The sequence below is a fragment of the Undibacterium sp. Ji83W genome (assembly GCF_049340385.1).
In the GTDB taxonomy this organism is placed as follows: Bacteria; Pseudomonadota; Gammaproteobacteria; order Burkholderiales; family Burkholderiaceae_D; genus Undibacterium.
Genome location: NZ_JBMPOZ010000018.1, coordinates 63,467 through 84,246, shown reverse-complemented (window position 1 = coordinate 84,246; position 20,780 = coordinate 63,467). Strand labels below are relative to the sequence as shown.

The 20,780-nt window shown below is 52.9% G+C and carries 22 protein-coding genes; 13 read left to right on the top strand and 9 right to left on the bottom strand.

From position 1 onward, the window contains the following. Window positions 1-9: 9 nt before the first annotated feature. Window positions 10-2,133, bottom strand: a complete 2,124-nt coding sequence (locus ACO0LD_RS23790; protein WP_423010660.1) for a hypothetical protein — start codon at window positions 2,131-2,133, stop codon at window positions 10-12. A gap of 243 nt (window positions 2,134-2,376) precedes the next feature. Here ACO0LD_RS23790 and ACO0LD_RS23785 point away from each other — a divergent pair, with 243 nt between their 5' ends. Then, window positions 2,377-3,450 carry a YiiG family protein gene (locus tag ACO0LD_RS23785; RefSeq protein WP_423010659.1) on the top strand — a complete coding sequence of 358 codons (1,074 nt, stop codon included), beginning with the start codon at window positions 2,377-2,379 and terminating at the stop codon, window positions 3,448-3,450. A 133-nt stretch (window positions 3,451-3,583) separates the two neighbouring features. Here the strand turns inward: ACO0LD_RS23785 and ACO0LD_RS23780 are convergent, their stop codons facing one another. Further along, window positions 3,584-4,708, bottom strand: coding sequence for a hypothetical protein (locus ACO0LD_RS23780; RefSeq protein ID WP_423010658.1), 1,125 nt, complete (start codon window positions 4,706-4,708; stop codon window positions 3,584-3,586). 92 nt (window positions 4,709-4,800) lie between these two features. On the opposite strand from ACO0LD_RS23780, the gene ACO0LD_RS23775 reads away from it, so the two are divergent. The 8 genes from ACO0LD_RS23775 (at window position 4,801) to ACO0LD_RS23740 (ending at window position 10,699) form a co-directional block, all read left to right on the top strand. After that, window positions 4,801-5,334: a hypothetical protein gene (locus ACO0LD_RS23775; protein WP_423010657.1), complete on the top strand. Its 534-nt coding sequence runs from the start codon at window positions 4,801-4,803 to the stop codon at window positions 5,332-5,334. A gap of 313 nt (window positions 5,335-5,647) precedes the next feature. Then, complete coding sequence (locus tag ACO0LD_RS23770) at window positions 5,648-5,773, top strand: hypothetical protein (RefSeq protein WP_423010656.1); 126 nt, start codon at window positions 5,648-5,650, stop codon at window positions 5,771-5,773. A gap of 50 nt (window positions 5,774-5,823) precedes the next feature. Beyond that, on the top strand, window positions 5,824-6,651 hold the full coding sequence (locus ACO0LD_RS23765; protein ID WP_423010655.1) for an AraC family transcriptional regulator: 828 nt from the start codon (window positions 5,824-5,826) through the stop codon (window positions 6,649-6,651). A gap of 84 nt (window positions 6,652-6,735) precedes the next feature. Beyond that, complete coding sequence (locus ACO0LD_RS23760; RefSeq protein ID WP_423010654.1) at window positions 6,736-7,128, top strand: cupin domain-containing protein; 393 nt, start codon at window positions 6,736-6,738, stop codon at window positions 7,126-7,128. Window positions 7,129-7,824: 696 nt separating this feature from the next. After that, entirely contained in the window at window positions 7,825-8,502 is a 678-nt protein-coding gene (locus ACO0LD_RS23755) for a GntR family transcriptional regulator (RefSeq protein WP_423010653.1), read from the top strand. A 55-nt stretch (window positions 8,503-8,557) separates the two neighbouring features. Next, a complete protein-coding gene (locus ACO0LD_RS23750; RefSeq protein ID WP_423010652.1) occupies window positions 8,558-9,076 on the top strand; it encodes an isochorismatase family protein in 519 nt (172 codons plus the stop codon). A 14-nt stretch (window positions 9,077-9,090) separates the two neighbouring features. Beyond that, window positions 9,091-10,245: a trans-sulfuration enzyme family protein gene (locus ACO0LD_RS23745; protein ID WP_423010651.1), complete on the top strand. Its 1,155-nt coding sequence runs from the start codon at window positions 9,091-9,093 to the stop codon at window positions 10,243-10,245. A 229-nt stretch (window positions 10,246-10,474) separates the two neighbouring features. Beyond that, window positions 10,475-10,699, top strand: coding sequence for a hypothetical protein (locus ACO0LD_RS23740; protein WP_423010650.1), 225 nt, complete (start codon window positions 10,475-10,477; stop codon window positions 10,697-10,699). Between the two features lie 161 nt (window positions 10,700-10,860). Here ACO0LD_RS23740 and ACO0LD_RS23735 read toward each other — a convergent pair whose 3' ends face one another. Together ACO0LD_RS23735 and ACO0LD_RS23730 are read right to left on the bottom strand one after the other, a co-directional pair. Continuing rightward, complete coding sequence (locus ACO0LD_RS23735; protein ID WP_423010649.1) at window positions 10,861-11,154, bottom strand: hypothetical protein; 294 nt, start codon at window positions 11,152-11,154, stop codon at window positions 10,861-10,863. Between the two features lie 56 nt (window positions 11,155-11,210). Next, complete coding sequence (locus tag ACO0LD_RS23730; RefSeq protein WP_423010648.1) at window positions 11,211-11,807, bottom strand: DJ-1/PfpI family protein; 597 nt, start codon at window positions 11,805-11,807, stop codon at window positions 11,211-11,213. A 91-nt stretch (window positions 11,808-11,898) separates the two neighbouring features. Between ACO0LD_RS23730 and ACO0LD_RS23725 the strand changes: the two genes are divergently transcribed. Further along, entirely contained in the window at window positions 11,899-13,230 is a 1,332-nt protein-coding gene (locus ACO0LD_RS23725) for a PLP-dependent aminotransferase family protein (protein ID WP_423010647.1), read from the top strand. On the opposite strand, the gene ACO0LD_RS23720 is transcribed toward ACO0LD_RS23725, so the two are convergent. The 5 genes from ACO0LD_RS23720 to ACO0LD_RS23700 form a co-directional block, all read right to left on the bottom strand. Beyond that, window positions 13,231-13,797 carry a hypothetical protein gene (locus tag ACO0LD_RS23720; RefSeq protein ID WP_423010646.1) on the bottom strand — a complete coding sequence of 189 codons (567 nt, stop codon included), beginning with the start codon at window positions 13,795-13,797 and terminating at the stop codon, window positions 13,231-13,233. It lies immediately after the preceding gene. Window positions 13,798-14,158: 361 nt separating this feature from the next. Then, on the bottom strand, window positions 14,159-15,082 hold the full coding sequence (locus tag ACO0LD_RS23715) for a hypothetical protein (RefSeq protein WP_423010645.1): 924 nt from the start codon (window positions 15,080-15,082) through the stop codon (window positions 14,159-14,161). 292 nt (window positions 15,083-15,374) lie between these two features. After that, complete coding sequence (locus ACO0LD_RS23710; protein ID WP_423010644.1) at window positions 15,375-16,556, bottom strand: aminotransferase class V-fold PLP-dependent enzyme; 1,182 nt, start codon at window positions 16,554-16,556, stop codon at window positions 15,375-15,377. Next, complete coding sequence (locus ACO0LD_RS23705; RefSeq protein WP_423010643.1) at window positions 16,553-17,017, bottom strand: RidA family protein; 465 nt, start codon at window positions 17,015-17,017, stop codon at window positions 16,553-16,555. The genes ACO0LD_RS23710 and ACO0LD_RS23705 overlap by 4 nt, the downstream gene beginning before the upstream one ends. A gap of 20 nt (window positions 17,018-17,037) precedes the next feature. Next, complete coding sequence (locus ACO0LD_RS23700) at window positions 17,038-18,012, bottom strand: quinone oxidoreductase family protein (RefSeq protein ID WP_423010642.1); 975 nt, start codon at window positions 18,010-18,012, stop codon at window positions 17,038-17,040. 98 nt (window positions 18,013-18,110) lie between these two features. On the opposite strand from ACO0LD_RS23700, the gene ACO0LD_RS23695 reads away from it, so the two are divergent. The 3 genes from ACO0LD_RS23695 to ACO0LD_RS23685 all read left to right on the top strand — a co-directional run bounded on the left by ACO0LD_RS23695 (window position 18,111) and on the right by ACO0LD_RS23685 (window position 20,698). Then, window positions 18,111-19,025, top strand: a complete 915-nt coding sequence (locus ACO0LD_RS23695) for a LysR substrate-binding domain-containing protein (protein WP_423010641.1) — start codon at window positions 18,111-18,113, stop codon at window positions 19,023-19,025. Between the two features lie 281 nt (window positions 19,026-19,306). Beyond that, window positions 19,307-19,828 carry an RICIN domain-containing protein gene (locus ACO0LD_RS23690; protein WP_423010640.1) on the top strand — a complete coding sequence of 174 codons (522 nt, stop codon included), beginning with the start codon at window positions 19,307-19,309 and terminating at the stop codon, window positions 19,826-19,828. A 174-nt stretch (window positions 19,829-20,002) separates the two neighbouring features. Beyond that, window positions 20,003-20,698: a DUF3106 domain-containing protein gene (locus tag ACO0LD_RS23685; RefSeq protein WP_423010639.1), complete on the top strand. Its 696-nt coding sequence runs from the start codon at window positions 20,003-20,005 to the stop codon at window positions 20,696-20,698. Window positions 20,699-20,780: the final 82 nt, after the last annotated feature.

Below are 20,780 nucleotides of genomic sequence, written 5' to 3'. Positions count from 1 at the left end.
GTAACAATCTTAACGCTGTGGTGTCTGGAAAGTGCGCGGTACAATCGCGAATTCTGGCCATGCAGTGTAATCAGGCAAGACGCTGCGTTGCATGAATTTTTGCCAGGCTGCGGTACCGCCAGTAAAACCGGAATCTGCCGCATAGGCCAGTGCTGGCTGCATGTTCGATGGATAGCCAGTTGGAGACGTTGAATAACCTGTCATCTCACCCACCTTCAATCCCAGCGCTTTTGCCATTTCCGGGCTATTGCAGGCCATGCCAGCCACGGCAGGATTGCGGCTGGCTTCATACGCCTGCCCAAATGTGGTGTACAAGGGTGCAGTCGCGCTTGCCCTGAGGTTGAGACTGTAAATGCCGCCAAAAATCCAGCAGTAATCAGGTGCCAGCATGCGGTTCACCGGGAAACTGGCCTTCCAGTTCAGCAGTGGCTGGGCCTTGCTGAAGCCCAGTTCAGCGGCACGCCCGGCTGCTGAGGTGAAGAAGTCATCCATCCACGGTGCTATACCGATATTGCTGTTATAAACAATCGCACCCGGGCCAGTGATGGCACCAAAGATATTGGCTGCCGCATTATTGCTATAGGTAGTGTTGTAGTAATCCAGATTGTTCGACAATATCCTGGTGAACTCAGCCTTGAGTACATCATTGTCAGGCGTGATATAGGCAGTCTCGGCCAGGTTGCGTATATCCCAGGCTTGCACACGCACGTTCGACTGGAAGATCAGGCCCTGGACATTGGCACGATAACCGGGGTTGGTCTGGAACACATCCCACATGGCCCAGAACTGCATTTCTTCCAGATGATAATAATCGCCCGTCACCAGATAAGGCAGGTAGCTAAAGGCTGGGGTATGCGCAGCATCAGCAATATTCGGATTACTGCAAGTACCACCACAGACCGGGAAAGCCTCGCGCTGCTTGGTGGCCGGGTTGTAGGTATCTCCCGGATTACCGAGTATGGTCATGTAGGGATAATCATGCAGGCTGATGGGCTTGTCGGTCTTTTGATCGCGGTAATGGGCAGACCAGCTGCCCGCCAGGTCTGCCGTCGCCAGTGTGGCATCCTTGGCGCGCTTGTCCATGCTTAGCAGGTACGCCGCAGACCAGCCAGGCATGAGGCCAATATCCGGCCTGCCACCGGTAGTGGGCATGCCAGGTTCCGCCAGGCCCGGCCCCATGGGCTGGAATTTGACGCCGCTCATGAGGTTTTTCATATTGTTCAACGCTGTCTCGGAAATGGCTATGCGCTGGTCATAATTTGGCACCGCCTTGCTGGCGATCAGGTAAGCCTTGTTATGGGCGATATGGGTTTGTGGTGCTACTCCCCACCAGAAAGTCTTGCGCCAGCGGGTGTGATGAAAATGCGTCAGGTTGGTTTGTGAAAACACGCTCTGACCACCAATGACGACCTCGGCATCATAAGTAAAATTTTGCGGCGCCGGTTGATAGGCCCAGTCATTTTCCAGCGTCACATCGACCCTGGCTTTGCTCAGGCCAGTGTAAGAACGCACGGCAAAACGGGCATGCAGGTGGGGATGGGTAAGGCCAGTGGAATCGTACAACGGTGCGGAGACCAGCCATTCACTGGCTTGTGAGCCACTGAGCCAGTTTTGTACAGTGCTACCCCTGAGCGCCTGGTCTATCGACGCGGTATACAACCTGCCAGCAATCGTGATATTCACGCTTCCATTAAAACCCGCATTGAGTAAATCAACAGGCTTGGCAACTTGCCCCGCAGGTGGTGCCAGCGGTACCAGTTTCAATTGCAGGGTTTGCGGCGCGCTTTTACTCAGTTGCGGCAAGACCGTGCTGATGATGGCATGGCGCACAGAACCATCTGCATGCCTGGCCTTGACATCAAGCTGCAATGGGATGCCAACGCCGCTGCTGAGCTGGCCCGCCAGACTGGCACCGGCAGGCACATCACCCACTGCAAAAACCTGGCCGAAAGTGACGGGGACATTGCTCTGCGCGGTATCAACCGTGCTGCTGATGTTGACATCAGGAAGTGCAGTACTGATGGCGCTGCCCGGGACTTGCAGGACAGGTTTGCTGGTCTGCGCAAACGCAGAGGATAGCGCGAGGGTGAGCAAGGTCACGGCTGCGCACGCAACCGGGATTCTTTTTGACATGGTGGTTTCACTTTCTCTGGTGGGGAGCTGAGGAGCACAACCTTTGTGCTGTCTTGGAGCAACTGAATAGTAGTCAAAAAACAAAGCACCCACATGACCGTTCATCGCCACAAAGCTACCAGTCATGCAGAAAAAAACGGAAACTAAATAGCTTGAAACCAAGCACACAAATGGATACAAATTGTTGCAACTTTAAAAATATTATGCGGCTAAGATGGCCCACCCAATTTGACAAAAACAAGAATGAAATCCCCTCAAACAGCAGTATCCAGTTTCCACAAAAAAATCCCGCGCCGGATTGCGTCAACGCATGTATTGGCTTGCATCAGCCTGGCCTTGCTGGCCACGGCTTGCGGCAAAAAAAATGAAGATGCATCAGCCTCATCTGTAGCACCCGTCATGACAGCCACTACGGCCAGCCAGGCTGCAGTGGCGAGTACGCCTGCACCATCTGCCCCGGCAGCAGCCAGTGACGACAAGCTGCAGGACTATATCGCCTGCTATAACCAGCTCGACAGAAATGCCCACCGCAGCATCGCCCGTTACCGCAGTTGGGTCAAGGACATGGATGCAGGCCCCAGTGGTAAAGAAATGGTGGTCTATGGCTTATACAAAATCGATGTCGCTGACATTGCCAAATGCAAGACCAGCTTTGCCCAAGCGGTAAAAGGAACACCAGGCAAGCTCGATGCTGCCGCCACTGCCTATATAGACAGCCTGGCTGAACTGGGTGCGCTGGTAGCTGACGCCGACGTGTACTACAGTCGCGACAATTACAAAGACGATGCCTTCGCCAAAGGCAAAAAACTGCATGCTCCACTGGCTGCCAGCATCAAGAATTTTGAAGAAAAGAGTAATATTTTTTCTGAAGAAATCGAAGTCGAAAACGACAAGATACTGGATGCAGAAATGCAGCAACTGGAAAAAAATGAAGGCCGCCAACTACCCTATCTGCAAATGGCATTGATGAGCAAAGCCAAGCATCTGATACGCCTGATCGGTGAAGAAAAATTCGACGCCGCCGCTGCCGCCAAGATACTGGCTGACTATGAAAGCGTGACCGACGAAGCCATCACTTATGTCAAAAAGAATAGCGAAAGCGCTGGCAGCGGCTGGTCCAGTCTGGAGAGAGCTACCGAAGACTACCGCAAAGCCGCCAAGGAACGCGTGCGCCGCATCCGCGACAAAGTGGCTTACAGCGAAGGCGAAAAGATGATGCTGAAACCAGGCTCAGGCTGGATGGTAGAAGGCAGCCAGGAAAAAGTCACCAAGGCTTACAATGAATTGATAGAGGCGAGTAATCACATGCATCGCTGATGCAAATATTTACGCGAGACTTCTGCGAGGCCTGCCTTGCGGAAATCCAGCAAAAAGAACCAACCCGGTAGTACTCCAGGTCCCCATCTGGAGTTGCTCTTTGTAATGCCCTCGATTTTTTGAGGGCATTTTTTTATGGTTGTACAGACTTACATTGCGCTACCTGTTTACCTACAACTGCCTTGTCTCCAAACAGTAATTTCACAGCGCATTGCGAACCAAACATTTTGCTCTGGTCATGGCCAACTCCTTGTACATCAAAATAATGATGGCTGGCGGATGTTGGCATGGCTTTCGCGACCGGCGTATGTTTGCCCAGGTATTGCTCATAGCTCCAGTAAGCATGGGCGCGGTCATAGCGTGTTGGTCCTTCTGCCTCGGCACCGCAAGACTTGTCGAGTACGCGGTGATTGGGGTCGGTGTCCAGACTGCCGACCAGGTAGGTCACCTGCCTTTGCAAATGGCGGATGTATAAATCCATACCCGGCATGCCTTTGGCATAAGCCACCATGTCTTGCATGCCATAACGGTAATCATCATAGGCGGGACAGACGGTTTTATCGTAGGGCGCAAAATTGCCAGGGTTTGCACGGTCTGGCCTGTCGGGCGTGAAATACAAATACGAAGACGGGTTTGCCACTACATATTGCACATCCAGGCCTCTTGCCCGCAAGGCTTCATCGACATGGTTAAGCACAGCATAACGATGCATTAACTGCCCGCCGCCGGAATGCCCGGCGAAAGTGATTTTCTTCAACAATGGCAGGCGTGACTTGTCTGCCAGCAGTTGGGCGATATCATCGATGACCTGCAATGAGCTCAAACCCGCCTGCGTGCCTGTGCCCGGCAAGGCAGGATCGCCCCCGGTCCAACCCTGCACAGACCAGACCGGCATGCCATCAAAGCCCTTGCCCGGATTATCAACGTCGGGCTTGCCAGGAAAATTGGGCGCCAGCACCAGCACTTCATCGAGTGAACGCCCCGACGCCTGCAACAGCTCCATCGCCGCAGCATAATAATCATCACCATTGCGCTGTATGCCATGCTGGACGATGATGACTTCACGTATTTCACGCAAGGCACCCAGGTCACCGCCCAGGCTGTGATTGGCATACACCGGGAAATCATAGCCAGCCTGCTGGCCAGGCACCGGCAGGTGCAGCCGCTGCCAGGCAGGTGCGGCACTGGCTGGCGATACAAGACAGCAAATAGCCAGCGTCACGTATGTCAGCTTGCAAAAGAAATTAGATGCTTTCATACCTGCCTCTGCGTTATTTGTATGTTGAGAATGATAGCATTGCCCTGTCATTCAAATTTATCGCAGCCTGCACATTTTGGAAATGAAATGTAATGAAAAGTAGCATCGTATGTATCGCCACAGCCTTGCTGCTGGCCTCAGGCAACAGCTTCGCGCAAGATACAGCCATTGATACCCGCCGGCTTCTCTCGCTGGCCCTGGTCAATTTTCAATACACGACGGCGGATGAAATCGAGGCTTTTTGCACCCGACTTGATTCCGCCTACAGCCCACGTTTCGCAGTAAAAAGACTGGAGTGGAACAAAAATATCAAGACCATGTATGTGATGATGTCGCTTGCAGTCAGCCGCGCAGGAACTACCGACAAGGCATCTGGTGACAAGGCCACATCAGGTTTGCGCTCACAGCTTGAAAAAAGTATGGAAATGTCCAAAGAGCTGGCCGACAGCGCCAAACCTGAGTATGAAATCCCGGCACAATGGAAAGAAATGAAATTGGGGAAAAATATAAAAGAAGACGTGCAACGCGGCATGTCTGGCCTGGATGAGAATGAACAAAAGCGGCGCTGTGATTTTGTACTCGCACAAAAGGGGATGCCAGCAATACCACCGAAAGAATTGCCCTGATTTGGATTGATGCGCTGTAGGGTGCACCGTGCGCACCATTGCTCGATGACTTTTATCATTCCGGTGCGCACGGCGCCCCCTACCAAAGTCTGATCAAAGTCTGATGATTCGCTTTTCAGCATCTCAAAAAACTCATCCCGCATTACGGATGAAAACCATCCAACCGTCATGCCGGACTTGATCCGGCATCCAGCGGCTTTCGTCGAACACTTGTGCTCTTGTTCATGAGTGAAAAGCTGCTCACTGTTTTCCAAGAACCTCAAGGATTTTCAAGCCCGGGTTAAACGACACTGGATGCCGGATCAAGTCCGGCATGACGATTGTGGAGCCATGGGTAAAACCAGGCAAAGAGTTTTTTAGTGTCTGGGCGAATGAAAGCCTTGCAACCACCATGCCAGACTTCATCTGGTATCTGGTAGAAAATCCAGACTCTGTGTAAAAACCACCCACAAGTGCTAGCATATACCTCATGGAAGCGAGCACACCGCCATGAGCAAGAAAAACACCGACTGGATACGCCAGGCGCCAGGGTCTGCCCGGCTGGAACGTATCGAAGCTTATTTCGCAGGCAACGCCTATGCCATGCACAAACATGATACCTATGCCATAGGCAGCACGCTGGCGGGCGTGCAAAGCTTCGCCTATCGCGGTAGCACCTGTAACAGCCTGCCGGGCGGCACCATCGTCCTGCATCCGGATGAAGCACATGATGGGCAGGCGGGTACTGGCGATGGCTTTCATTACCGCATGATCTATGTCGAACCTGCGCTGATACAGCAAATCCTTGGCGGCCAGGCTTTGCCTTTTATCAAGCACGGCATCTCCAGTGACCCGCGCCTGTTTGCTGCCACCCTGCCCCTGCTGCAAGCCATGGACAAACCCATGGATGCGCTGGAAGAACAGGATGCCCTGTTCGACCTCGCCCATGCCATGCATGCCTGTTCTGACAAACTGACTGGCACAGCCGCTGGTAAACTGCATTTTGATTACCAGGCGGCTGAACGGGCGCGTGAATATATCCACAGCGCCATGACAGACAACATCACACTGGATGAACTTGCCGACCATAGTGGCCGTGACCGCTGGAGTCTGTCACGCGATTTTCGCCTGCTGTTTGGTACCAGCCCCTACCGCTACCTGACCATGCGCCGCCTTGACCTTGTCAAAAGCCTGCTGATGCAAGGCTACACGCTGGTGAATGCAGCCCTGACTGCCGGATTCAGCGACCAAAGCCATATGAGCAAGCACTTCAGCAAGGCTTTTGGCCTGACACCTTTGCGCTGGTTGAACATGCATGGCAAGGCATTCAGACCTTAATATCTGACGCACAAACGTACAAGAATTGCTGTTGCATCTTGCGTATGCTTGGTTTTTTCACTCACCAAACCAGGGATGCCAGCCATGAATGCCACAGCAGTCAGCGACAACAAAATCTATCACAGCGTCAACTTCGCCCATAAATTCAGCCTGTTCAGCGAACAATGGTCACAAAAAGTCATCGCCGAGATGAATGATTACCAGTTTAAAGTCGCCAAATTGCAGGGCGATTTCATCTGGCATGATCATGCCGACACCGATGAAAGTTTCATCGTCCTTGAAGGACAACTGCGCATCGATTTCCGTGATGGCCACGTACTGATATCTGCAGGTGAAATGTTTGTCGTGCCCAAAGGCGTGGAACATAAACCCAGTGCAGAGCATGAAGTCAAACTCTTGCTGATAGAACCGCGTGGCGTGGTTAATACGGGCGATGAAGGTGGCGAGCGTACCAGTGAGCTGGATGTGTGGATTTGAGATTGATATTGTTTTTGGGTTTTATAGGATTTTCTTAAAAAGATATGCAGCTCAAGCAAGACAGCACTCACAAAGTCGTCATGCCAGACCTGATCTGGCATCCAGCGGCGTTCGTTGCGCACTTGCGACGTTAATCACGAGACGAAGGCTGCACGCATCTTTTACACACGCCGGGAACAATTTAAAGCCAAGGCTAAACGACACTGGATGCCGGATCAAGTCCGGCATGACGAGTTTGAGGGCAATAGTAAAGCAGGCAGAGTGTCGTTAATGTCCGTGATGTAGCTGTAACGGGATGTGCATTGCAATGCGCCCTACGTTACGGCTACGTTATGGATTTTTTTAAAGATAAAAAACTCATCCCTAGTTCAAGACGAAAATCTCAATACCGTCATGCCAGACTTGATCTGGCATCCAGCGGCGTTCGTTGCGCACTTGCGGCAGTATTCACAAGCCGGAAGCTGTGCACGTCTTTTGCAAATATCAGGAACGATCTTTAGCGAGAGCTCAACGACACTGGATGCCGGATCAAGTCCGGCATGACGGGTTTGAGGCCAATGTTAAACAAACTCCATTTCATATAAAACAACAAAATTAGTCACCCAAAGGTACAAATTTTTCTGTAGTATATTACATATCGCAAATGAAATCCCTTTAAAAACAGAACACCCACCCCGTCTTAATACCAAACCCAGCATGCCCATCCCCGCCAGCACAGCCCCATTAAATCGTTCCCTCGCCCGTGAAGAGGTCTATCGCAGCCTCAAGCAATGGATCATAGAATTGCAGCTCGCGCCTGGGGAAATCTTGCGTGACCAGGAACTGGCCTTGCAGCTGGGAGTATCGCGCACGCCTGTGCGTGAGGCCTTGCGGCAACTGGAGGATGAAGGCCTGGTGATTACCAGCTTTCATAAGTGGACCAAGGTCGCACCTTCAAGGCTCGAAGAAATTATCGAGCTGTACCCGGTCGTCGCAGCACTCGAAGCAACGGCACTGGAGCTGGCAGCACCTCGATTGGCTGAAGCTGATTTGCAGGAACTTAAGACTATCAATACGGCGCTCGCGCAGGCTATTGCGGCACATGCGCATCAGCGTGCGATTGAACTTGATGCGCAATTCCATGCCCTCATCGTGCGAGCCAGCCAGAATGCAGAGATAGAAAAACTGCTGGCGAATCTGCGGCCGCGCATCAAACGCATAGAACTTGCGCATTTTGGTGACCAGCGCATGGCGCCGCAGTCAATACAAGAACACAAAACCATTATCGCTGCGCTGCGTGCTGGTGATACCCAGGCAGCAGTGCAGGCCATCAAACAAAACTGGACTCTGCCACCGGATTTATTGCAAGTGATAGCAACTACTGTTCCTGCATAAGCCCTCAAGTCCTTAAGCCCCTTTCTAAGCCCGCTTGTCAATTTTGGAGTAAACCATGTCATCTGCCCTGCTCATCATCGATTTCCAGAATGCAGTTTTTATAGACCCGCCAGCCCATAGTGCAGACGAGGTACTGGCGCGCATCAGCGAATTGATTGCGAGGGCGCGCAAGGCTGGCATGCCGGTGGTGTATGTGCAGCATAATGAAGCGGGTACCGCCTGGGAAAAAGACAGCGACAGCTGGCAATTCCCCACCACCATTGCACCACAAGCTGGCGACTATGTTTGCGCGAAGCAGCACAGCAGCGCTTTTCAGCAAACCGGCTTTGAAGCAGGGCTCACTGAACGTGGCATAGCCGAAATTTTTGTCTGCGGTTATGCCAGCGAGTTTTGCCTGGACAGTGCAATACGCCAGGCAGCGGCGCTGGGCATCAAGACCAATGTGATTGCCGATGCGCATACCACGCGCAACCGCCCTCACCTGGACGCAGCTACCATCAGCAATCACCATAACTGGGTGTGGAGTGAGATGGGGCAGATCAGCGTGATCCCCGCTGCGCAATTACCTTTCTGAAATGTGGAGTAGCCATGACTGATATCAGTACCAGACTGGCAAAACCCGCCAGCGACATTCCGGATGGATTTACATCGCTGTCGCAAGGCGTGTTCCATGCATCGACCATCGTCTTCCCGGATGTTGCCTCCTTCCTGCACAGGCAGGCGCAGGCACATACGGGTTATAGCTACGGGCAAAACGGCACGCCTACCCACTATGCGCTGGCAAATAAATTGTCTGAGCTGGAGGGTGGTGGTCATACCGTACTGGTGCCGACCGGTCTCGCCGCAGCGGTGCTGGTCAACAGCATGTTGCTGGCTGCGGGCGACCATGTGCTGCTGCCAGACAGTATCTATGGCCCGACGCTGGAAACCACCAAAACCCTTTTTGCCAAATGGGGCGTGCGCCACAGCATTTACCCCAATGATATTGGCGCAGGCATCGCTGATTTTTTTGAACACAGTACCAAACTGGTGTGGACAGAAAGCCCGGCCTCCAATAGCATGGAAATGCAGGACATACCCGCGATTGTCACAGCCGCACATGCGCACCAGATCAAGGTGGTGATGGACAATACCTGGGCCACGGCACTGGGGTTCCGGGCGCTGGATGTGGGCGTGGATTTCACCATACAAGCCCTGACCAAATATGTGGGCGGGCATTCTGACTTGCTGATGGGCGCGGTCAGTACACGCGATGAAGCGGCATACCGCGCCCTGCGCGATACGGCTGAACTACTCGGCTATTACGTCGCACCTGATGAATGCTTCCTGGCTTTGCGCGGCCTGCCCACGCTGGCCTTGCGACTGGAACGCCAGCATGCATCTGCGCTGCGCATTGCCGTATTCCTGCAAAGCCATGCAGCGATAGCCCAGCTACATTACCCGCCTTTACCTGGTGATAAATATCATCATCTGTGGAAGCGTGATTTCAAACTGGGTAATGGCTTGCTGTCTTTCAGCCTGAAACAAGATGATCTGCCAGCGATAGAAAAGTTTGTTGCAGCACTACAGCTATTCACACTAGGCAATAGCTGGGGCGGCGTGCACAGCCTGATTGCTGTCGCACCACAGCGCGCCCCCAAAACCGGCTGGCTGCTGCGCCTGCATGTGGGGGTAGAAAATGTCGATGATTTGCTGGCAGATGTCACGCGGGCGTTGGCAACATTAGAAAATGATATTCCGTAGGGTGCGCCGTGCGCACCGCTTTTGCAATTTGAAGGGCAAGCCCGGTGCGCACGGCGCACCCTACTGATTTGTGGTATTTCATCAACCACGCTCTTGCAAAAATCTACTGTATCCACAATTATGCAATATCGATATTTGTCATAGAAAGTGACCATCATGAATCATCATAGCAAGCAGTTCCTAATGATCCATAAAGCGGTAATCGGGCCGCCTGGGTTCTTGAGGAACAATGATGAAAGATCACTCTCGTGCCCTGCGCAGGCACCATGCTGAGCGCCTGAAAAAGAAAAGGCAATTTTATTTCTATAGCTGGCCAGACAAATTGTCTCCCGCACGTCTTGGCAAGGTCGTCAATACACCTGCGCCATGCAGTTGTCATCTATGCGGCAATCCACGGAAATATTTTGATGAACGCAGCGTGCAGGAAAAGCGCTGGATGCAGCTAGTCGAATAACGTGGATTTGACTAACTCTGCAGGTCTGTAGGTGCGATTAGCGTTGCGTAATCGCACGCATATCACCAACAGAAGTCATCAATATGGGTAAGGTTTCTATCATTTCCGGGCATAACATGCGTACGATTACGCGTCGCTAATCGTACCTACAGCACAATACCTTACGACGCAGACAAAATTTCCAGCAGCCGCGCAAAGCCTGCTGGAATTTCATGCATCTGATCTGGTGAGTAAAGCACGTTCAACACCTGGTCATCCAGGTCAAGATCGACGACATCAATTGCGAGCCAGTCTTTAGACCAAAAATCTATCGCCCCGATTTTAGAGGATGATGAAAATTCCAGTCTTTTCAAATCACCAAAATCACCCTCCAGATATTCAGTCCAGGTCAGGACATAGGAAGCTGGAATCCGGGGTTCTACAAGTTCCTTGAAGTAGGCAAGGTGTTCGTTCATAAACTATCGCGTTCAAATCGGGAACACGCATATTATCCTGAACCTAACTCCAGATGTCACAAATACGGCACAATATTGCGCATGGCACGCGCCACATAGTCTTCTTTCTCACCCACAGGGGCAACGTAGTGGATGGCGCTTTCTGCTGCCTCTGTACCCACCAGACGGGCGATGATCCAGGCGGCAAGGTATTGCGATGCCAGGCAACCGCCAGCGGTGGCGACATTGTCTTTGGCAAAAAATGGCTGGTTCAAGACCTCGACACCGGCTTCCTGCACCCAGGGCTTGGTGGTGAGGTCAGTGCAAGCTGGTACGCTATCGAGCAGCCCAAGTCTGGCCAATATCAATGTGCCTGAGCATTGCGCCGCCAATAATTGCCGGGCAGGATCAAGCTGCAATTGCGCCATCAGGGCGGCGTCTGCCACCACTTCACGCGTACGCATGCCGCTGCCAATGATGACAGCATCTGCCGTATTCGCCTCGTGCAGGGATATCTGCGACTCCAGCAACAGCCCGTTCATAGAGCGCACCTGTGCTGTGGCGCTGGCGATGGACACGCGCCAGCCTGGCGTCTTGATGCGGTTCAATATGCCGAGTGCAATCAGTGAATCAAGTTCATTAAAGCCTTCAAATGTCAGGATGGCGATATGCATGTCTGCTCTTTCTTTATCAATGGAATGGCGATGAGGCATAATAGGCTGGCCAAGCAATACAATCAAATAATTGTCATGGATACGCTTTACGATGAACAGCCGTTATAAAACTTTGGTCGACAGCTTTGCCAGCGAGATACGCTCGGGTCACTTGCCACCCGGCACCCGCCTGCCCACGCATCGCAAACTCGCGGCAAAGCATGGCCTTGCCCTGGTGACGGCGACTCGCGTTTATGCTGAACTGGAAGCCATGGGGCTGGTCAGCGGAGAAACCGGGCGTGGTACCTTTGTGCGGGAAACTGCACTCTCCCCCGGCCATGGCATAGACCAGCATGCAACCGCAACGGGGATGATAGACCTGAATTTCAATTATCCCAGCCTGCCAGGCCAGACCGAATTATTGCGCACTGCCCTGCGCCAACTTGCATCCTCAGGTGACCTTGATGCACTGCTACGTTACCAGCCGCATGCTGGTCGGCAGCATGAGCGGGCCACTATTGCACGCCACCTTGCCAGCCGTGGCTTGAACGTGCATGGTGAACAGCTACTCATCGTCAGCGGTGCCCAGCATGGACTGGCCGTGACGGCGATGGCCCTGTTGCAACCTGGTGATGTGGTGGCGGTGGATGCGCTGACTTATCCCGGCTTCAAGGTGGTGGCTGACGCGCTGCACCTGGAACTATTACCGATCGCAATGGATCAACATGGCCCCGACCTGAACGCGCTGGAGAAGTTATGCAAACGGCGTAAAGTACGGGCGGTGTACGCCATGCCAACCATGCACAATCCCCTGGGTTTTGTCATGAGTGCGCAATGGCGGCAAGAGCTGGTGAGTATTGCGCGCAAACATGGATTGCTGATTATAGAAGATGCCGCTTATGCTTTTTTGGCGACCAGGCCACCTGCACCACTCGCCGCACTGGCCCCTGAACTGACGGTGTATATATCGGGGTTCTCCAAGAATGTGTCCACCGGGCTCAGAGTAGGATATGTCGCAGCGCCAACGCAATGGGTGCCCGCAATTGAACGCACCATACGGGCGACTACCTGGAACACCCCTGCCCTCATGACCTCGCTGGTGTGCAACTGGCTCGATGACGGCACGGTAGCCCGGTTGGAGAAAGAAAAGCGTGCTGACGCCAAAGCCAGGCAAACCCTGGCTGGCAAAGTACTTGCGGGATTCGACTACATCAGCCACCCCGCATCTTATTTTATCTGGCTACCGTTACCAGCCGAGCTTCGTGCTGACCAGCTTGCCATGGCACTGGAACGCGAACAGATTGCAGTATCAACGGCTGAGCCCTTTGCGACAACGGAACACGTGCCGCATGCGATACGACTGGCACTGGGGTCCGTTGATATGATTGTGCTCAAGCAGGCACTGGAGAAGTTCAGGCAGGTGTTGGAGCGGTATGTGTATTGATCAAGACACGCTAGCCTGACCACAGAGCCGCTGACGCATCAATTCCACAAATGCATCCAGCGTCGGCTCAGGCCCGGCTCCCAGATTGGCATTCGTCCCCATGTCATCAATCTCACGCAAGACCGTGCCACCGCCCATGGAGGTCTGCCCCAATACATAGTAGCGAATATGTTGGTTAGTCTTGTTGCGCACGACACCGGAAAAATGCGGAGCCAGTACCCAGGTGCCCACACTTTGCTTGACTTCTTCCAGCGACTTGCCAGTCAGGTCTACTGGTGCAGCTTGCGGATAAGCCAGCACCAGCAAGTTATGGTCGGCATCCAGCTCAAACTGGTGCCAGCGGTATTGCAAGGCCTCTTCCTGCAAGCTGGGTATTTCCTGGGATTTGCAGGCAATGTGATAAAACAGGTAGTGGGAATTCTCGTCGGCCTTTTCGACAATATCAAATAATTGCGCCGCCTGGCGGAAGACATAATGCGGCAACACCTGGTAGGCAATGTTGTAAGACAGTTGCTCCAGCGATGCACGTGCAGGTGGCTTGCTTTTGAAAAAGTCGAACAGTCCCATGGTGTCTTCCCGGATTTTTGTATGTTTTTCTGTGCTTCGCCAATGAGAGTTTCATTTGCCAGGCGGCAGACAGGATGACAAATGAAACCATGGCTGGCCGCGCTTTGTCAAATAGTCGGGTCAAACATGATTGGAACGCGCGATGATTCCTGTAGGGTGCGCCGTGCGCACCGCATTGAATGCCAGGAGCGGCCTGCACTTCAGTACTCTATGCTTGCGCCACAGCAATTTTGGCAAAAGAGATAAGCGTAGCCGTAACGGGAGGTGCATTGTAATGCGCTCTACGTTACGGCATAAATGAAAAATCGGGTGTGCGCCTGCTTAATATTGTTCAGAGTTCACTTTACGCACTCTGCAGTAACTATGCCTCATCTGCATCTAGAGGCACCAGTTTGCTCAAATCCGTGCTTTCTACCAGGGCATTATTCAGATCTTCATTCCAATCTCCCAGCGTTTCATTGCCAAGAAATCCTGCGACTTCCATCAATTGAAGCTCGTCATATTCTTCAGAAAAACTGTCCTGCACCTCATCCATCACTGCCGTAATTTTCTTATCCTTGCGCAAGGCATCCAGGAAAATTTCTGTGACTTGCACATATTGCGCTTTGTCCTCGCCTGCATAGATACGTGCGAATTTTCGTAATTGCCAGGCAGATTCAAGATGGGGCAAGATGGACATTGCAATGCGGATAAAATCCTCAAGCCTGATTTGCTCTTTGAAACCATGACGATACAAGGCACGCAAGACATTCTCATCGCTATTCTGTCCATCGGCGCAAACCCGTGCTGCCAGTAAAAAGAGTGTCTTTTCTGTATAGCCGTACTTTTCAAAGAGCTTATCGATGAGCCTGTAATGATAAGTCTCATGCCCCATGTCCCAATTGAACAAGAGCCTGGCAAACTGCGGTATATAGTTTTCATCGGCCAGTGCCAGCTCTGCAATTGCATAACTGCCTCTGGGGTGAAACTCATCTTGCCAGGTGTAGTTTTCATGATTAACGTTACTGACATATTGCGAGATCAGTGGCCTGAGGCCAGTGATCTTGGCGGCTTCATGGAAAAAAGCGCGCTCATGTACTATTGCTCCATCATGCTTGAAGACAATCTTGTAGTTATCGGATTGCTCTCCATTACCAAAATCAAGAAATTTTTCCATATCCGATGTGATTGCATTTAGCTGCTCGCAAACTAATTGCAGACCGGCCTCATCCATCTTGATATCCATGGTGAGGACTAGCCAGTCCCCAAAATTTTTTCTGTCACCTGCATGTCGCCAGCGCTGCATCTGTCATCTCCATCAAGAAATCAAGAATGAATTATGCCAGAACAACTGGGCCTTCTATGATGCTGAGATCATGCCCCGCATGCATGCGTGGTGCACGGCACAGATTTTCTCCCCGGGGATGTTATGACACCATGCGGCGCATTGCAATGCGCCCTACGTCACGGCCATGGAAAAAGACATGTGCACGATTGCACGAAGTTAATCGTGTCTACGTTCCCGGTAGGGTGCGCCGTGCGCACCTGATTTTCGTTGATGCATCCAAAGACCAGTGCGCACGGCGCACCCAACAAAATCAAAGCGCTTCCAGCGCGCGCGCCAATATCTCCACATCATCCTCAGTATTCAAATAAGAAAACGATGCCCGCGCTATGCTGTGCAGGCCGCGTGCCTGCATGTCCAGCGGTGTATAGGGCACGCCGTTTGCGCCTATGTAGATGCGTTGCTGGGCGAGTGTGTTTTTCAGGGCCATAGCATCATGCCCGCGCAAGTTGAACGAGACTATGCCGGACTGTTCACCCTCCCCCAGATCATGCAGGCTGATAGCGGGGATACTTGCCAGACGTTCGCGGCAGGCTTTTGCCAATGCTGCACTCACCGCCCCCAGGTTGGCGACACCCATGTTCAATGCCAGCTTGACGGACTTTGCCAAACCTAGTTGCAGGGCAACTGCGGCCTCGCTGGTTTCAAAGCGGCGGGCGTCATTGCGCAGATGAACTTCATCTTCTGCAATGGGTGCCGATGAGACATCAACCCAGGCTGGTTCCAGCTTGTCCAGGAATGATTTACGCACATACAGCAAGGCCGTGCCGCGAGGCCCGCGCAAGTGTTTGCGGCCTGCGCTTTTGAGTACATCACATTGCAGGGCTTTGACATCGACAGGTACCTGGCCCAAGGCTTGCCCGGCGTCGATGATATAGGACACACCTGCGGCGGCAGCGACCTCGCCAACGGCAGCGGCATCGTTGATGAGGCCGCTATTGGCAGGCAGCCAGGTGAGCGAGATCAGGCGTACATGTTTGTCGATCATTTGCGTCAGCGCGTTGGCATCAACACTGCCATCTGCGTGGCAGGGGATGGTTTCTACCCTTGCGCCTGCAAGTTGTGCGGCACGCTGGTAGTTTGCCAGGTTGCCGCCCCACTCTTGCCGCCCTACCAGTATGCGGTCGCCCTGCCGTAATCTGGGCATGGCGGCAAATACATTGCCAAAGGCACTGGAGCCAGAGTTCATGAGGGCGATTTCATCGCAGTTGGCGTTGATCAGTGTTGCGGCGTCTTCGCGCAGGGCTTGCAATCTGTCAGCTACCAGCAATGCGGCTTCCATGGGGCCGACTTGCGCTTCCAGATCCAGATGGGCGTGGATGGCTTGCAAGGCAGCCTGCGGCAGCAGCGAAGCACCAGCGTGATTCAGGTGCGTGCCTCTATCGATGCCCGGCGTTTGCGCACGCAATTGCGCCAGTTGCTCAGCACTAATCATATCGCCACCAGAGTGACGATGGCATCGACTTCTACCGCTGCACCTGTCGGCAAACTGGATACACCTATCGCCGTACGTGCATGGCGGCCACGTTCACCGAGGACAGCAACAAAGAGATCAGATGCGCCATTGGCGACTGCGCTGTGACCGTCAAAGTCATGGCTGGCGGCGACGAAAACACCCAGGCGCTGTACCTGGACTATGCGCGTGATATCTCCACCTGTGACAGCATCAATAACAGCCAACAGACGCAGTGCCGCCATTTCAGCTTCTTTGTGCGCGGCCTCAACTGAGCCGCCTGCACCAAGCACGCCACCTTTGGCCGTGCCCGGATTGCCGATTTGCCCGGCGATGATGAGCTGGTTACCCTGCAGGGTATAGCTAAGGTAATTTGCTGCCGGTGCCTTGACAGGAGGCAGGGTGTGACCGAGTTCTTGCAGTTTTTTTGAGATGGTAGTCATGATCTTGTTTCTCTTATGTCTTAAGCGAGGGTGGAATTAATCGATAATAAAAGCTTGCCTTGCGTGCCGCGTTCTGCCAGTGCAGCATGGGCTTGTGCGACATCTGCCAGCGCATATTCAGCATGGATGCGCAACTTGACCGTGCCGTTGCTCAGGCAATCAAACACCTTGCTTGCATGCTCCTGCAAGGCTGCAGATGTGTTCAGGTAATGCGGCAAGACCGGGCGCGTCAGAGTGATGCTCTTTTTCATGAGTTGCAAGACATCGACAGGATCAGGCTGGCCGCTGGCTGCGCCAAACAGGATGACATGGCCGCAAGGGGCGACGACATCCAGACTCTGGGTGAAGGTGCTTTTACCGACGGAATCAAACACCACAGCTACACCACGCCCCTGGGTTTTATCGCGCACATGGACGACCCAGTCTTTGTCGTCTTCATACGACACCGGCTGCGCACCAACGCTACGCAACCAGTCAGCCTTGCTGGCAGACGATGCCGTGCCGAATACTGTCAAGCCGCGTGCCACCAGCAATTGTACCAGCCAGCCGCCAACACCTCCAGCCGCAGCATGCACCAGTACTGATCCTGTTGCAGGCAGGCGCGCCACATCATCAAGCAGCATGATGGCTGTCAGGCCGTGTTCCATGGTAGAGCAGGCATCACGCAGGCTCACGTCATCCGGTATGCGTATCAGGTTGGCGGCAGGCACGGCTACCTGGCCTGCATAGGTGCCTTGCACGCCGGTGGTATAGGCCACCCGGTCACCTGCGCGCCAGTTACTGTTTGCCGGCGCTTGCGCGATGATGCCCGTGCCCTCTATGCCCATGGGCCAGGGCTGTTTCACGCCGGGGTAACGGCCTTCACGCTGATAGATATCAACAAAATTCACGCCCGCCCAGGCAGCATTGACGATGACCTCGCCAGTGGGTGCAGATACCTCTTGCAGTTGTAGTTGCCCAGGCCCGCCGAACTGATTCACGATGATTGCCCGCATGGTCTTTCCTCTGCCAAGTTTCGATGCCCCAATTATTGTCGTAATATAGGCAGACAAAAAACGATACTTTCGCAATATGAAAGTGAGGAAAATTCAATATGCAAGGAAAACTGCCGCCCCTGTTCACGCTGCAAGCCTTTGAGGCAGCCTCACGCCTGGGCAGTTTCAGCCGTGCTGCAGATGAACTGAGCCTGACGCCCGGTGCCATCAGCCGCCAGATACGCCAACTGGAAGACTGGAGCAGCCTGACCCTGTTCAAGCGTAATGGCCCCAGGGTCAGCCTGACGGACGATGGTGCAGCCCTGCTGACGCGCCTGGCTGGCCCTTTGTCTGCCCTGCACCAGGCCATTTACCCACCGGCAGATGCCACGCAAAAAACCCTGCACATCACCACCCTGGCGTCGATTGCCAAAGAATGGCTGCTACCACGGCTGGCCAGCTTTAGCGCTGCCCATCCGCATATACGTCTGATCATCGATACCGACTATGCCCTGGTGCGCGCCGCCCCGCGCGTGGCCATGGTGGCGATACGCCATGGTGCCAGGCAAAGCACAGACCAGATTTGCGAAACCCTGTTCACCGACCGTCTGCTGGCCGTGACTTCGCCAGAACTCAAAACCAGGCTGGGTACAGATGCGCGCCTGTGGCCCGCATCAGCCATGCTGCAACATCTGTCGCTGGACCCGGCAAACTGGCTGGCCGCCGCTGGCCTGCCAGAAGATTTCACTTTGCAGGGTCAGGCATACAATGATGCCGATGTCTTGCTGGAAGCCGCCCAGCACAGCCAGGGCATCGCCCTTGGCCGTCTCTCAATAGCCTGGCGTCGCCTGCAAGCTGGCAGCCTGGTACTGGCTAGCGATACCATCTGCCCTACCCCGCGTGACAATCTCATGGTCTTGCGGGAAGACAGTGCCGGGCTGCCCGAAGTGCGCGCCTTTACTGACTGGCTGCGTGAACAAGCACGTGCCTGGCAATTGGAAGTGGATGCCTTTGATGAAATGAGCAGGATCTGAAAGCTCAACACAGAGTCGCAGAAAAATACATCAGACCGGCAAGCCCAGCACAGAAATACAGTGGATGGAATTAACGGACATACGTAGATTGCGTTACGCAAATCACACTATTTGTTACGCACAAACTCATTGCTCATTAGCTATCATTGAATTGTTCAATGGCGTTCAATTACGCTCGATTACGCTCGATTACGCTCGATTACATCATCAAGCGCTCAAAACTGCTTGTTCAGAATCGCAAGAGATCGATTTGTAATTTCATTCACAATATAAATCTTAAAATGAAAATCAACACATTTGGCATCAGTACTTTGGCCCTCTACACTATCCTTTTTTCCATCCTGCTCACCTCTGCCCCAGAAAGTTTTGCGCAAAGCAGGGATTTTCGCTTGAAAACCCGTTTTACCGGCGCAAACACCTGCCTGGACATTATCAACGACGGACTAAACAAAACGCCCACCATGGCGAATTGCGGTAGCTATACTGGCCAGGTCTGGCAATTGGTCAGCACTGATGAAGCCGGATATTTCAAATTGCAAAACGATTTTTCTGGCCCGGCCATGTGCCTGGACATCATCAATGATGGGAAAAACAATCAACCCGTCATGTCTGCGTGCGGCAACTTCAGCGGCCAATCCTGGAAATTCGAGGCCAGCTCTGAGCGCAAATATGCAAAACTGAAAAATACTTTTTCTGGCGAAAACATGTGCCTCGACATCATCAATGATGGCAAGAACAATCAATTAATCATGAGCAATTGCGACCAAGTCACCGGGCAGTTCTGGCGTAATACCGCATTCTGAAAAATCAGGGAAGATCAGCAGAGTGCACTATAACGCCCCACAGAACTATCACCGTTATCACATTGATTGATTCAGCCAACTAATTAAACCGCCAGCTTCTACCTCATGATACTGACGAAAACCCAAATGAAGATTAGAATGCGGATATCGCAGTCTTTCTTCGAGAGTAGTTTCATGAAACCAGTGAACAAAACCATAGAATTGACCAGCCTCAGCGGTCTGGTGGGCATAACAGGTATTGCAGCATTGGCCGGGCTGCTGTTTTTTAATATCAATGCGACCACACAAGCTAATGTTGCCAGCCTGCAGGCCACAAACGCTGCCAAACTGACCCCAGTCAATACCAAACCAGCCTCCCGCCTGCCTGGCAAATCAGACTGGAAGCAGTTGAACCCTGCGCAACAACAGGTTTTGCTGCCCCTGCTGTCGCAGTGGGACAAACTGGACGACAAGAATAAAGCCAAGTGGGCCACCATTGCAGACCGCTACGTCAGCCTGAAACCTGAAGAGCAAAAGCGCATACAAAAACGCATGGAACTGTGGGCGCAACTCAGCCCGGAGCAAAAACAGATCGCCCGTCTGAACTACTCGCAAGCCAAAAAAATCGAAGCTACCCAAAAAACCAAACAATGGGAGCTGTACCAGCAATTACCAGCAGAGAAAAAACAATTGCTGGCCAACGGTGTACCTTTCCAGCTCGCCACAGTGCAAACACAAAAAAACCTGGCTGACACCATCACTACAGCCAGCACAGAAAATGCTGCCGCATCTGCCACGGAGCAAACATCAGTCTCTGCCAGCGTAGCGGCTGATGTGGAAGTATCAGCTTCACCAGCCAGTAATGGTGATTTGCCTGTGGTGGTCAAGTAAGCTTAAAAACATCAGCATGCTGCAAATGCCCTCTGATTGAGTTCATCTCAGTTGAGGGCTTTATTTTGAATACCTTTTGCAT

Excerpts from the sequence above, each read along its gene's own strand:
- ACO0LD_RS23765 (WP_423010655.1), top strand. The coding sequence starts at position 5,824 with ATGAGCAAGAAAAACACCGACTGGATACGCCAGGCGCCAGGGTCTGCC.
- ACO0LD_RS23690 (WP_423010640.1), top strand. The coding sequence starts at position 19,307 with ATGAAAATCAACACATTTGGCATCAGTACTTTGGCCCTCTACACTATC.
- ACO0LD_RS23770 (WP_423010656.1), top strand. The coding sequence starts at position 5,648 with ATGACGATTGTGGAGCCATGGGTAAAACCAGGCAAAGAGTTTTTTAGT.
- ACO0LD_RS23760 (WP_423010654.1), top strand. The coding sequence starts at position 6,736 with ATGAATGCCACAGCAGTCAGCGACAACAAAATCTATCACAGCGTCAAC.
- ACO0LD_RS23790 (WP_423010660.1), bottom strand. The coding sequence starts at position 2,133 with ATGTCAAAAAGAATCCCGGTTGCGTGCGCAGCCGTGACCTTGCTCACC.
- ACO0LD_RS23730 (WP_423010648.1), bottom strand. The coding sequence starts at position 11,807 with ATGCATATCGCCATCCTGACATTTGAAGGCTTTAATGAACTTGATTCA.
- ACO0LD_RS23720 (WP_423010646.1), bottom strand. The coding sequence starts at position 13,797 with ATGGGACTGTTCGACTTTTTCAAAAGCAAGCCACCTGCACGTGCATCG.
- ACO0LD_RS23715 (WP_423010645.1), bottom strand. The coding sequence starts at position 15,082 with ATGCAGCGCTGGCGACATGCAGGTGACAGAAAAAATTTTGGGGACTGG.
- ACO0LD_RS23780 (WP_423010658.1), bottom strand. The coding sequence starts at position 4,708 with ATGAAAGCATCTAATTTCTTTTGCAAGCTGACATACGTGACGCTGGCT.
- ACO0LD_RS23710 (WP_423010644.1), bottom strand. The coding sequence starts at position 16,556 with ATGATTAGTGCTGAGCAACTGGCGCAATTGCGTGCGCAAACGCCGGGC.
- ACO0LD_RS23745 (WP_423010651.1), top strand. The coding sequence starts at position 9,091 with ATGACTGATATCAGTACCAGACTGGCAAAACCCGCCAGCGACATTCCG.
- ACO0LD_RS23705 (WP_423010643.1), bottom strand. The coding sequence starts at position 17,017 with ATGACTACCATCTCAAAAAAACTGCAAGAACTCGGTCACACCCTGCCT.
- ACO0LD_RS23725 (WP_423010647.1), top strand. The coding sequence starts at position 11,899 with ATGAACAGCCGTTATAAAACTTTGGTCGACAGCTTTGCCAGCGAGATA.
- ACO0LD_RS23785 (WP_423010659.1), top strand. The coding sequence starts at position 2,377 with ATGAAATCCCCTCAAACAGCAGTATCCAGTTTCCACAAAAAAATCCCG.
- ACO0LD_RS23685 (WP_423010639.1), top strand. The coding sequence starts at position 20,003 with ATGAAACCAGTGAACAAAACCATAGAATTGACCAGCCTCAGCGGTCTG.
- ACO0LD_RS23755 (WP_423010653.1), top strand. The coding sequence starts at position 7,825 with ATGCCCATCCCCGCCAGCACAGCCCCATTAAATCGTTCCCTCGCCCGT.
- ACO0LD_RS23700 (WP_423010642.1), bottom strand. The coding sequence starts at position 18,012 with ATGCGGGCAATCATCGTGAATCAGTTCGGCGGGCCTGGGCAACTACAA.
- ACO0LD_RS23750 (WP_423010652.1), top strand. The coding sequence starts at position 8,558 with ATGTCATCTGCCCTGCTCATCATCGATTTCCAGAATGCAGTTTTTATA.
- ACO0LD_RS23735 (WP_423010649.1), bottom strand. The coding sequence starts at position 11,154 with ATGAACGAACACCTTGCCTACTTCAAGGAACTTGTAGAACCCCGGATT.
- ACO0LD_RS23740 (WP_423010650.1), top strand. The coding sequence starts at position 10,475 with ATGATGAAAGATCACTCTCGTGCCCTGCGCAGGCACCATGCTGAGCGC.
- ACO0LD_RS23695 (WP_423010641.1), top strand. The coding sequence starts at position 18,111 with ATGCAAGGAAAACTGCCGCCCCTGTTCACGCTGCAAGCCTTTGAGGCA.
- ACO0LD_RS23775 (WP_423010657.1), top strand. The coding sequence starts at position 4,801 with ATGAAAAGTAGCATCGTATGTATCGCCACAGCCTTGCTGCTGGCCTCA.